This is a genomic window from Aeromonas sp. R7-1 (assembly GCF_040908115.1).
Classification (GTDB): Bacteria; Pseudomonadota; Gammaproteobacteria; order Enterobacterales; family Aeromonadaceae; genus Aeromonas; species Aeromonas caviae.
The window spans coordinates 99,498-111,479 of sequence record NZ_JBFODD010000021.1; the positions used below are offsets into that span (position 1 = coordinate 99,498).

Below are 11,982 nucleotides of genomic sequence, written 5' to 3' on the forward strand. Positions count from 1 at the left end.
CCTCAACAACAGGCGAGCTGGAAGGAGACGTCGCCTATCTGCTGCTCCGTCGTCGGCAGGAAGCGCAGGGCGAAGCGGTTCTTGTGGCCGCTCAGGGTCGGATAGCAGGGCTGGGTGCCCGCCAGACGGATGCGGATCAGTTCAGCCCCTTCGGCGGTATCCTGGAAGAAGCCGTTGGTGGCCACCTGGTCGCTGAAGTTGCCCGACTCGCGCCACAGGCGCAGCAACAGGGAGATGGCGTTCATCAGCAGGGTGATGTCACTCAGCCATTGCTGCATCTGCTGGTGGCGGGTGACGGCCGGGGTCGCCAGCCAGTGGTGCAGTTGCGGCACATCGAAGGCGCACAGACCACCCGGAATGGAGAAGCGCTGACGAATGGAGCCGAGCAGGCGATCCTCTTTCAGACGGGCGCCGGGGCGCGGGGAGTTCAGCAGGTTGCGGGAGAGCTGGGTGCTCTCCTGCTGCATCCGCTGGATCTGCTCGAGATCGACGTCAGGCAGACTGGCCCAGTGGCTCAGGCGTTGGCCGAGGCGCTCCAGATCCTTGATGAGATCGGCACGCAGGTCACCACGCTCCAGCAACTCCTGCAAATCGAACAACCCCTTGAAGAAGGCGATATGTGCCCAGGACTGGTCACTCTCCAGATTGTCGCGGATCTGGGAAAACAGGGACTCCAGACGAAGATAGGTCCGGCTTTTTTCATTGAGGGGAAAATCGTAAATCATGCCTAATCCTGGCCAGCCATAAACCGGCCTAGTGTACTCACAGTTGGTGGGCTTGTTGAGAGGCAAATGCCAGATATGTCTGGTGCAGGGCGAAAATTCGCTGCCAGATGGTCTCACTCGTACCACTCTGGTTGTCCAGGACGTCGTCGGCCATCGCCAGGCGCTCGCTGCGGCTCGCCTGGGACGCCAGTATCGCCTGGGCCTGTTCCCGACTGACGCCATCGCGGCGGCAGGTACGCTCGATTTGTGTCGCTTCGTCCACATCGATCACCAGTACCCGATCGGCGAGGGAAGTGAGCCTGTTTTCCACCAGCAAGGGGACGACCAGCAGGCAGTAGGGGGAGCGGGTTGCCGCACACTGGCGCAGCATCTCGCTGCGGATGAGGGGATGGAGCAGGGCATTGAGCCACTCCTTGGCCTGCGAATCGGTGAAGATCCGCTCTCGCAGCCGGCGGCGATCGAGCTGGCCATCGGGGGCAACGACATCCGGGCCAAAATAGGCGGCGATGGCAGCCAGAGCAGGGGTGCCGGGCTCCACCACCTCACGGGCGATGATGTCCGCATCCACCACCTCGATACCCAGCTCGGCAAAGCGGTTGGCAACCGTGGTCTTGCCGCTGCCGATTCCCCCAGTGATTGCGACTACATACATGGGTCAGAGATCCTTTTGCTAGAGCACGACATCAAGATACCAGCGGGTGATGCTATCGCCCCACAGCAGCGTTATCCAGCCCGCGATGGCGAGATAAGGGCCAAAGGGAATGGGTTTGCCCTGGTGGTGGTTGCGCAGCAGGATGAGACCGATGCCGATGATGGCGCCCGCCAGCGAAGAGAGCAGCAGCACGATGGGCAAGGCTTGCCAGCCGAGCCAGGCGCCCAGTGCCGCCAGCAGTTTGAAGTCGCCATAGCCCATCCCTTCCTTGCCGGTCAGCAGCTTGAAGGCCCAATAGAGGCTCCAGAGCACCAGATAGCCCGCCATGGCGCCGACCACCGCATCGGCCAGGGGCACGAAACCGCCCGCCAGATTGAACAGCAGGCCACCCCAGAGCAGGGGCAGGGTGAGCTGATCCGGCAAGAGCATCTTGTCCAGGTCGATGAAGGTCAGTGCGACCAATGTCCAGGTGAGCAACAAAGCGGCAAGGGTGCCCCAGCCGGGGGCAAGCGCGGCTGCTACCGAGACCGACAGCAGGGCGGTGAGCAGCTCGACCAGGGGATAGCGAGCCGAAATGGGGGCGTGGCAGTTGCGGCAGCGCCCCCTGAGCCATAGCCAGCTCAGCAGGGGAATGTTCTCCAGCGCCCCTATGGGGTGGTCGCAGTGGGGGCAGCGGGAGCGAGGTACCATGAGGTTGTATCGTCCGGTTGCAGGAGGAGTCTCTTCACCGTCACCGAAATAGTCGCTGTATTCGGCATGCCAGGCCCGCTCCATCATGATGGGCAGGCGATGGATCACCACGTTCAGGAAGCTGCCCACCATCAGGGAGAAAAGGAAAATCAAGGAGAGATAGAGCCAGGGCAAGCCCTGGGCCAGTTCGATCAAAGGCACCATAGATCAATCGCTTGTGTCGGGAACGGGGATGACAGATGGCCGGGGGAAATGCACCGCCCGGCCCTCTGTCGAGGGGGTCAGTGTATCACAGAGCCCAGCTTGAAAATGGGGAGGTACATGGCTACTACCATGCCGCCGACCAGCACCCCGAGCACCACCATGATGATGGGTTCGAGCAGGCTGGTGAGGCCGTCGACCATGTCGTCCACCTCCTGTTCGAAAATGGCGGCGACCTTGGAGAGCATGTCGTCGATGGCGCCGGATTCCTCACCGATCATCACCATCTGGGTCACCATGTCGGGGAAAAGATCCACGGTGCGCATGGCGACGTTGATCTGCATGCCGGCCACCACCTCGTTGCGAATGGCCATGGTCGCAGTGCGATAGACATAGTTGCCCGATGCTCCGGCCGCCGAGACCAGGGCATCCACCAGTGGGATACCGGCGGAGAAGGTGGTGGAGAGGGTGCGTGCAAAACGGGCCATGGCCGCCTTGTGCAGTATGTTGCCCACCACGGGAATGGTGAGGATGAACTTGTCCGTGTTGTCCCTGACCTTCTGGGATTTTCGCCAGGCCCGCACATAGAGGAAGACGGCGAGAGCAGCGCCGCCAAAGATGGCGTACCACCACTCCTGCATAAAGCGGGAGATGGCGATGACGAACCGGGTGAAGGCGGGCAGCTCGGCACCGAAGCTCTTGAAGATATCCTCGAACTGGGGAATGACGAAGAGCAGCAGGATGGAGGTGACGACGATGGCTACCAGAATGACCATGGACGGATAGAACATGGCCTTCTTGATCTTGGATTTGAGGGCTTCGTTCTTCTCGCGGTAGATGGCGATACGGTCGTAGATGGTCTCCAGGGCACCGGATTGCTCCCCGGCCTCGACCAGATCGCAATAGAGGTCGTCGAAGTGGCGGGGATGGCGGCGCAACGCCTCCGAGAGCGGGGTGCCCGTTTCCACATCGGCGGCGATCTGGCCGATGAGCTCGCGCACCGCCGCTTTCTCGTGGCCGCGGGCAATGATCTGAAGACTCTGCACCAGAGGCACGCCGGCGGAGAGCATAGTGGTGATCTGGCGGGAGATAACGGCGATGTCCATCGGCTTGATCTTGGCGCCGCCCTTGGAGAAGAGCCCCTGGCTCTGCTTGCTGACCCTGGTGACGTTGACGCCCTGCTTGCGCAGCTCGGCCTTGACGGTGGTGATGCTGTCGGCTTGCAGCTCGCCTGAGACCTTCTGTCCCTTGCGGTTGACGCCGTGCCAGCGGTAGGAGAAGACTTTTTTCGGTGCGTTGCGTTTTTGAGTTAATGTGGCCATCACTGCATCCTGCAATTGGGCGACGGTGGCCGGATGCTGCTGCCTGTCCGGCTCATCTTGGCTTGAAGAAGGTCATCGGGGTGATGGCAGCGGCTTCACCCGGCGAGATGACTCGGGCACTGCGAACTCAGTTGGTGGTGATCCTGTTGATTTCGGCCAGACTGGTGACGCCAAGACGCGCTTTCTCGATGCCGGATGTACGCAGGGTGCGCATCCCTTCTTTTTGGGCTATGGCGGCAATTTGCAGCGAGTTGGCTCCCTGCATGATGAGTTTGGCGATGTTGTCGGACATCAGCATGATCTCATAGATGCCGACCCGGCCTCTGTAGCCTCCCGAGCACTCCTTGCATCCCACGGGTTTGAACAGCCGCAAACCGGCGGCCAGTTGCTGCTGGGTGAAGCCCAGCTCCAGCAACTCGGCTTCCGGCACCACTTCCGGCGCCTTGCAGTGATCGCAGAGTTTGCGGGCAAGGCGCTGGGCCATGATGAGGGTGACCGAAGAGGCGATGTTGAAGGCCGGCACCCCCATGTTCATCATCCGGGTGAGCGTTTCTGCCGCCGAGTTGGTGTGCAGGGTGGAGAGCACCAGGTGACCGGTCTGGGCGGCCTTGATGGCGATCTCGGCGGTTTCCAGATCCCGTATCTCCCCCACCATGACGATGTCGGGATCCTGGCGCAGGAAGGAGCGCAGGGCGCTGGCGAAGGTGAGCCCCGCCTTGGGATTGATCTGCACCTGGTTGACGCCGGGCAGGTTGATCTCGACCGGATCTTCGGCGGTGGAGATATTGACCTCGCTGGTGTTGAGAATGTTGAGGCCGGTATAGAGTGAGACCGTCTTGCCTGACCCCGTCGGGCCGGTCACCAGGATCATGCCCTGAGGTTTGGAGAGGGCGTGCAGGTATTGCGTCTTCTGCCGGTCGTCAAAGCCGAGCTGATCGATATTGAGCCGGGCGGCCGAGGAGTCCAGCAGCCGGATCACGATCTTTTCGCCCCACATGGTGGGCAGGGTGTTGACCCGCATGTCCATGGATCTGTTGCGCGAAATCTTGAGCTTGATGCGGCCATCCTGGGGCAGGCGCCGCTCGGCAATGTCGAGCCGCGCCATCACCTTGAGGCGAGCCGCGAAGCGGTTGGCCAGGTTGACCGGCGGCGTGGCGACTTCGTGCAGTATGCCGTCTACCCGAAAGCGGATCCGGTACTTGGTCTCGTAGGGTTCGAAATGTAGGTCGGAGGCCCCGCGCTTGATGGCATCCATCATGATCTTGTGGATGTATTTGACGATGGGGGCGTCATCGTCCGCGGTGTTGACGCTCTCGTCGAGGCGGGAACTCTCGTCGGAGACCTCGAGTTCGGAGATCTCGGCCTCGTCGATATGATCCATGCCCAGGCTATCCTGCTCGCTCTCCATCAGCTTGCCGATGGCGGCGGTCAGCTTGCTCTCTTCGACCAGCAGGGCTTCCGTATGCAGGCCGAAGCTGAAGCCAAAATCCTCCAGAGCCGACACATTGGTCGGATCGGACATGGCGATATAGAGGGTGTGCCCCTGGGTGTAGATGGGCAGGACATGGTGCTTTTCAATCAGCTTTTGATTGAGGTATTTCTGCGGGATCTCGGCGAGATCGAAGGCCGCCAGATCCAGCAGAGGTACCCCATATTCCAGCTCGCAGAAATCGGCGAGGGCTTTGCTGTCGAGGATGTCGTTTTCAATCAGGAAGGTGACAAAGGGCTTGCGCTGCGCCTTGGCCTGGCTCAGATAGCGCTGTGAGTCCGGCTCACTGAGGAGGGAAGAAGCGGCCAGGCTGGTGGCCAGGCCGCTATTGAGGCTAGAGGTCATTAAATACAGCTCGCGCCGGAAACCTGACCCCATGTAATTTTGCCTGAACCTTGAACTGTACCCTCAAGCGTACAAGTCACATCGCTAACATCTGAAGCACCCACCCCAGTTATCGTGGCATCTGCGCCACTTGTTGTACCGGCTGATCCACTGACGCTTGCAACAAAGGTAGAGGACGAGCCTGTTGCATCACAGGTTGCGGTACTTCCAGAAGCAACACCTGTAGTCTGGACACAAATTTCAAGATCTGTTTTTACTTGTCCCATGGCTGCTGTTATTTCAGTAGCTTTAGCCTTTTTCGTGTAACTCTGATACGCCGGCAAGGCGATGGCGGCGAGGATGGCGACGATCGCAACGACGATCATCAATTCGATTAGCGTAAACCCTGACTGTCTTTTCATGTGAAATATCCTTTTTTCCATGTTTCCTGATAAGCACCGGTGGAATGCTATCCACGCTGGTATCTTATCCGAGCGCTTCGGGTTGGCAACAGAGGCGGGGACCTTGTTCGCCGCTTTTATGTCATTTAGTGAAATGTGTAGAAAAATCAAAGATTAAATGGCTTCCATTGGCACTTGTCATGAGGCGGGAGGGCCCATCTTCACACTCCTTATGTCGTGGGATCCTGCATAAAGAAAAGGCGCCGATGGCGCCTTTTGCAAGTTTCGAGCCCTGTAATATTTTTGGGCACGAGCAACGGATGGGGTTTGCTCAAGCCGCGACAAAGCGCATGGAGAGATCCAGTGCCCGCACATGCTTGGTCAGCGCTCCCACCGAGATGAAGTCGATCCCGGTCGCGGCGTATCCGGCAAGGGTATCGAGGGTGACGTTGCCGGAGACTTCCAGCTTGGCTCTGCCCTGATTGAGGCGAACGGCTTCCTGCATCATGGGGATGTCGAAGTTGTCCAGCATCACGATGTCGGCCCGTGCGGCCAGGGCCTGCTCCAGCTCGGCCAGGGATTCGACCTCGACTTCCACCGGTTTGTCCGGATTGAGACGGCGCGCTTCGCTGATTGCTTCAGCGATGCCGCCGCAGGCGAGAATGTGGTTCTCCTTGATGAGGTAGGCATCAAACAGACCGATGCGGTGGTTTTTGCCGCCGCCGCAGGTGACCGCATACTTCTGGGCGCTGCGCAGACCGGGCAGGGTCTTGCGGGTATCGAGCAGGCGGCAGTCAGTGCCTTCCAGCTCGGCTACATAACGGGCGGTCAGGGTGGCGACCCCGGAAAGGGTCTGCACGAAGTTCAGCGCATTGCGCTCGCCGGTCAGCAGCACGCGGGCGGGGCCATGGAGGCGGAACAGCTCCTGATTGGGGGCAAGGCGTTCACCATCTTGCACTTTCCACTCGACCTTCACTTCGCCACCGAGCTGGGCAAACACCTCGTCGACCCAGGGCTGGCCGCAGAAGACGCCCGCCTCGCGGGTGATGACTCGCGCGGTCGAGATGCGATCGGCCGGGATCAGCTGGGCCGTGATGTCGGCGCTGGCATCCGGTTGATCCAGCGCGGTGAGGGCATCGCCCAAGTCTTCGAGAAGTGCGGCGCGCACGGCGCGGCGGATGTCCTGTTGTAACATGCCTTATTCCTGCAAGGGTCTGAGAAGCAATTGCCTGTCTTTCTGGCGCAATTCCAGCCTGCCCAGGGCATTCATGCCCACCAGGATCTCCTCCCCGTCGGCAGCCGGATTGATAAAGACGGACAAATCGTACAGGGTCAGCGGACCCATCGCCAGACTTTCGATCCGGCCGGTTTCGACCTGGATCTCTCCGGCTGCCGTGTTGACCCGGCTGCGGCCCGTGGCGACGAGACCGAGCCGGGCGGCCACCTGGCTCGGTATGGTCACCCGGGTTGCTCCTGTGTCCAGCAGCAGTTGCACCGGTTGGTCGTTGATGGCACCCTCCAGACGATAATGGCCGCTGGCATCGGCCCTGAGCAATAGATCGCCGCTGGCGGTCACCGACGGTTGTTCACGACCATGAAAGTAGAAGGTCAGCAGACCCAGCAGCGAGAGCCAGGCGAGCAGCCAGAGACGGCGTGCCATCGGGTGCATAGTGTGTCCCATATCGCGCGAGTGAATGGCTCAGCCTAACATAGCGTTATCCATGAATTCAGAGACTTGTTCCCAGTTTTCCCATCCCGCCAGAGGCACATCGCTTCCATTTGTGAGTCGAGCAGACGATGACACAACCCACAACCCTGTTTTCCATCGATCGAGAAGGATGGTGCGAGCAGGCCCGCAAGGTGCCTTCCCCCCATCACAATGAGAGGCTCAGCCCGGAGGATGTCTCCTTGCTGGTGATACACGGCATCAGCCTGCCCCCCGGGCAGTTTGGTGGCCCCTTTATCGACGATCTGTTTCTGGGGCGCCTCGATCCCGGTGCTCACCCCTATTTCGCCGGTATTCACCAACTGAGGGTCTCGGCCCACTGCCTGATCCGCCGCGATGGGGAACTGGTACAGTACGTGCCTTTTGGCGCCAGGGCATGGCATGCGGGAGTCTCGATCTGGGAGGGGAGGGAAGCATGCAACGATTTTTCCATCGGGATCGAACTGGAAGGGACCGACGAGCTTCCCTACAGCGACAAGCAATACGAGGTGCTGTCGGACCTCAGCCGGGCGATTGTTCACCGTTATCCCGCCATCACGGCGGACCGTATTGTCGGCCACTGCGACATCGCGCCGGGCCGCAAGACGGATCCGGGTGACAGTTTCGAATGGCCTCGCTATCGGGAAAAGCTTCACTTTGAGTGAAAAATCTAAAAATTATTTTGTGTTTTTAGAATCAATGGCTTGCCTTGTCTGGCAAGCCATTTTTCATGCTGTTGGCCAAATGTTATCGGTGAGCAAGCTCACAAATATTGGTCAGACCATTTTCTATGAGCTATATCATGATTCCGCGTTTTTACCCCCAAAGTGGCAACCGAGCTTCTTGATTCAGATCATCTTTTGGGTGGACTTTTTTCAAGCCCTCTGCTAATTTTCGCCCCAACCATAAAATTGGTAATACCAATTTAACAAAGTAGCCTCATGCCCTATATCAAGATAACTCAGCCCAAGCTGGCCGACGCCATTGTCGCCGAGCTGGAAAGCATGATTCTGGAAGGCAGCCTGCAGCCGGGCCAGAAGTTGCCGCCCGAGCGGGAACTCGCCATCCAGTTTCAGGTGTCGCGCCCTTCCTTGCGCGAAGCCATCCAGCGCCTGGAAGCGAGAGGACTCTTGTATCGTCGTCAGGGCGGTGGCACTTACGTACAAAATGCCCTGAGCAAGGGGATCGCCGACCCCCTGTTCGAACTGCTCAGCACTCACCCGGAAGCCCAGTACGACCTGCTGGAGTTTCGTCACGCGCTGGAAGGCATCTGTGCCTACTATGCGGCGCTGCGGGGCACCGAGGCTGATTTCGAACGGATTCGCCTGGCGCAAGCCGCCATCGAAGAAGCCGGTCAGCAAGGGTCGCTGGTGGTCGAATCGGCCGCCGTGACCCAGTTCTATCTGGCCGTGGCCGAGGCCTCCCACAACGTGGTGCTGCTGCACCTGTTGCGGGCCATGGGCCCCATGCTCGAGCAGAACATTTTACGCAATAACGAAATTTTGAATCGCCGTCCGGGAGTGGTCGCCAAGATCCGTCGCCATCGTGCGAGCCTGATCGAGGCTATCCTGTCGGGGGCTCCGGAGCGGGCCAGAGCTGCTTGTCATGAGCACCTGGCCTTTATCGAGGACACCTTGTTGGATATGCAGAGGGAAGACAGCCGGATCCAGCGATCCATGCGTCGGATCCGTCAGCAGGAAAACTAATCCCACAAGGCTTTCTTAATTGTCGAATGCTTGCGCCCTTCGCCGTGCAATGCCGTGCAATCACAACAACATAGGAACCAGCCATGTCTGATATCCTGAAGAACGATGTGGACCCGATAGAAACGCTGGAGTGGCTTGCCTCTCTGGAATCCCTGCTGCGTGAAGAGGGTCCGCAACGCGCTCAGTTCATCCTTGAACAGTTGGCCGAGAAAGCCCGCGCAAGCGGTGTGGACGTGGCTGCCAAGGCAAACCGCGACTACATCAACACCATCCCGTCCAGCGACGAGCCGGCCTACCCGGGCGACCTGGAAATGGAACGCCGCATTCGCGCCATCATCCGCTGGAACGCCATGATGATCGTGCTGCGCGCCTCCAAGAAAGACCTGGACCTGGGTGGTCACATGTCTTCCTTCGCTTCTTCCGCGACCATCTATGAAGTCTGCTACAACCACTTCTTCCGTGCCCGCAACGAGAAGGACGGTGGCGATCTGGTCTACTTCCAGGGTCACATCTCCCCGGGCATCTATGCCCGTGCATTCGCCGAAGGTCGCCTGACCGAAGAGCAGCTGGACAACTTCCGTCAGGAAGTGGATGGCAAGGGTATCCCTTCCTACCCGCACCCGAAACTGATGCCGGAATTCTGGCAGTTCCCGACCGTTTCCATGGGTCTGGGCCCCATCGCCGCCATCTATCAGGCGCGTTTCTTGAAGTACCTGACCGACCGTGGCATCAAGGATTGCTCCGAGCAGACCGTTTACGCCTTCCTGGGTGACGGCGAGATGGACGAGCCGGAAGCCAAGGGTGCCCTGACCGTTGCCGTGCGTGAAAAGCTCGACAACCTGGTGTTCGTGGTCAACTGCAACCTGCAGCGTCTGGATGGTCCGGTTGTCGGCAACGGCAAGGTCATCAACGAGCTGGAAGGTCTGTTCGCCGGCGCTGGCTGGGACGTGACCAAGGTCATCTGGGGTCGCAAGTGGGATGAGCTGCTGAAGAAAGACACTTCCGGCAAGCTGATCCAGCTGATGAACGAGACCGTGGACGGTGACTACCAGACCATGAAGTCCCGCGACGGTGCCTACGTGCGCGAGCACTTCTTCAACCGTTACCCGGAAACCGCCGCGCTGGTCAAAGACATGACCGACGAGGAGATCTTCGCCCTGAACCGTGGTGGTCACGACCCCCGCAAACTGTTCGCCGCCTTCTCCAAGGCTGCACAGACCAAGGGCAAGCCGACCGTGATCCTGGCCAAGACCATCAAGGGTTATGGCATGGGCGAAGCGGCCGAAGGCAAGAACATCGCTCACCAGGTCAAGAAGATGGATCTGGGCTCCGTGCGCCACCTGCGCGATCGTTTCAACCTGCCGGTCACCGACGAGCAGCTGGAAAACCTGCCGTACCTGAAGATCGAAGAGGGTACCGAAGAGCACAAGTACCTGCACGCCCGCCGTGCCGCACTGAAGGGCTATGTACCGACCCGTCTGCGCGAGAGCACCACCAAGCTGGAAATCCCGGCGCTGGATGCCTTCGGTCCGCTGCTGGGTGAACAGGCGCGCGAAATCTCCACCACCATGGCGTTCGTGCGTTCCCTGAACGTGATGCTGAAAGACAAGTCCATCGGCAAGCGCATCGTCCCGATCCTGGCTGACGAAGCCCGTACCTTCGGTATGGAAGGCCTGTTCCGCCAGATCGGTATCTACAGCCCGCACGGTCAGCAGTACACCCCGCAAGACCGCGACATCGTCTCCTACTACAAGGAAGACAAGCAGGGTCAGGTTCTGCAAGACGGTATCAACGAGCTGGGCGCCATGTCCTCCTGGCTGGCTGCTGCCACCTCTTACAGCACCAACGACTGCCCGATGATCCCGTTCTACATCTACTACTCCATGTTCGGCTTCCAGCGGATCGGCGACATGGCGTGGGCAGCCGGCGACCAGCAAGCCCGTGGCTTCCTGCTGGGCGCGACCTCCGGTCGTACCACTCTTAACGGAGAGGGCTTGCAGCACGAAGATGGTCACAGCCACATCCTGGCCAACACCATCCCGAACTGCATCTCCTACGACCCGTCCTACGCCTATGAAGTGGCGGTGATCGTACAGGACGGCCTGCGCCGCATGTACGGTGAGAACCCGGAGAACGTGTTCTACTACATCACTACCCTGAACGAGAACTATGCCATGCCGGCCATGCCGGAAGGCGCCGAGGAAGGCATTCGCAAGGGTATCTACAAGCTGGAAACCGTGGCCGGCACCAAGGCCAAGGTACAGCTGCTGGGTTGTGGTTCCATCCTGGGTCACGTGCGCACTGCCGCCCAGATCCTGGCCAGCGAGTACGGCGTGGGTTCCGACGTGTTCAGCGTCACCTCCTTCAACGAACTGGCTCGTGACGGTCAGGACGCGGATCGCTGGAACATGCTGCACCCGACCGCCGAAGCGCGTGTGCCTTACATCGCTCAGGTACTGGGTTCCGAAGCCACCATCGCCGCGACCGACTACATGAAGTCCTTCGCCGATCAGGTACGTGCCTTCGTTCCGACCGAGAACTACCGTGTACTGGGTACCGATGGTTACGGCCGCTCCGACAGCCGTGCCAACCTGCGTCGTCACTTCGAAGTGAACGAGTTCTACGTAGTGGTTGCAGCCCTGACCGAACTGGCCAAGCGCGGCGAGGTAGACAAGCAGGTTGTGGCCGAGGCCATCGCCAAGTACGGCATCGATGCCGACAAGGTCAACCCGCTGTACGCGTAAGAGGATTGAGTGTCGCGCCGGGT

The 11,982-nt window shown here is 59.8% G+C and carries 11 protein-coding genes; 3 read left to right on the forward strand and 8 right to left on the reverse strand.

Annotated features, from left to right (window positions below):
• Window positions 1-2 precede the first annotated feature (2 nt).
• The 8 genes from zapD to AB5Y51_RS04055 all read right to left on the reverse strand — a co-directional run bounded on the left by zapD (window position 3) and on the right by AB5Y51_RS04055 (window position 7,473).
• On the reverse strand, window positions 3-725 hold the full coding sequence (zapD, locus tag AB5Y51_RS04020; protein ID WP_010675825.1) for a cell division protein ZapD: 723 nt from the start codon (window positions 723-725) through the stop codon (window positions 3-5).
• Between the two features lie 37 nt (window positions 726-762).
• On the reverse strand, window positions 763-1,377 hold the full coding sequence (coaE, locus tag AB5Y51_RS04025; protein ID WP_368178075.1) for a dephospho-CoA kinase: 615 nt from the start codon (window positions 1,375-1,377) through the stop codon (window positions 763-765).
• 18 nt (window positions 1,378-1,395) lie between these two features.
• On the reverse strand, window positions 1,396-2,271 hold the full coding sequence (locus AB5Y51_RS04030; protein WP_119197036.1) for an A24 family peptidase: 876 nt from the start codon (window positions 2,269-2,271) through the stop codon (window positions 1,396-1,398).
• 77 nt (window positions 2,272-2,348) lie between these two features.
• A complete protein-coding gene (locus AB5Y51_RS04035) occupies window positions 2,349-3,590 on the reverse strand; it encodes a type II secretion system F family protein (RefSeq protein ID WP_368178076.1) in 1,242 nt (413 codons plus the stop codon).
• Between the two features lie 127 nt (window positions 3,591-3,717).
• A complete protein-coding gene (gene tapB / locus AB5Y51_RS04040) occupies window positions 3,718-5,433 on the reverse strand; it encodes a PilB family type IVa pilus assembly ATPase TapB (RefSeq protein ID WP_368178078.1) in 1,716 nt (571 codons plus the stop codon).
• Window positions 5,424-5,825 (reverse strand): prepilin-type N-terminal cleavage/methylation domain-containing protein, encoded by a 402-nt coding sequence (locus AB5Y51_RS04045; RefSeq protein WP_081332023.1) that lies wholly within the window; start codon window positions 5,823-5,825, stop codon window positions 5,424-5,426. Before AB5Y51_RS04045 ends, tapB begins: the two co-directional genes overlap by 10 nt.
• Window positions 5,826-6,135: 310 nt before the next feature.
• Window positions 6,136-6,999, reverse strand: a complete 864-nt coding sequence (gene nadC, locus AB5Y51_RS04050) for a carboxylating nicotinate-nucleotide diphosphorylase (RefSeq protein ID WP_041213995.1) — start codon at window positions 6,997-6,999, stop codon at window positions 6,136-6,138.
• Window positions 7,000-7,002: 3 nt separating this feature from the next.
• Window positions 7,003-7,473 (reverse strand): TIGR02281 family clan AA aspartic protease, encoded by a 471-nt coding sequence (locus AB5Y51_RS04055; RefSeq protein ID WP_119197035.1) that lies wholly within the window; start codon window positions 7,471-7,473, stop codon window positions 7,003-7,005.
• A 128-nt stretch (window positions 7,474-7,601) separates the two neighbouring features.
• On the opposite strand from AB5Y51_RS04055, the gene ampD reads away from it, so the two are divergent.
• The 3 genes from ampD (at window position 7,602) to aceE (ending at window position 11,959) form a co-directional block, all read left to right on the forward strand.
• Window positions 7,602-8,174 (forward strand): 1,6-anhydro-N-acetylmuramyl-L-alanine amidase AmpD, encoded by a 573-nt coding sequence (ampD, locus tag AB5Y51_RS04060; protein WP_053288099.1) that lies wholly within the window; start codon window positions 7,602-7,604, stop codon window positions 8,172-8,174.
• Between the two features lie 276 nt (window positions 8,175-8,450).
• The gene (gene pdhR / locus AB5Y51_RS04065; protein ID WP_010675815.1) at window positions 8,451-9,215 is read left to right on the forward strand and encodes a pyruvate dehydrogenase complex transcriptional repressor PdhR; all 765 of its coding nucleotides are present in this window, start codon (window positions 8,451-8,453) and stop codon (window positions 9,213-9,215) included.
• A gap of 83 nt (window positions 9,216-9,298) precedes the next feature.
• Entirely contained in the window at window positions 9,299-11,959 is a 2,661-nt protein-coding gene (gene aceE / locus AB5Y51_RS04070; RefSeq protein ID WP_039040509.1) for a pyruvate dehydrogenase (acetyl-transferring), homodimeric type, read from the forward strand.
• Window positions 11,960-11,982: the final 23 nt, after the last annotated feature.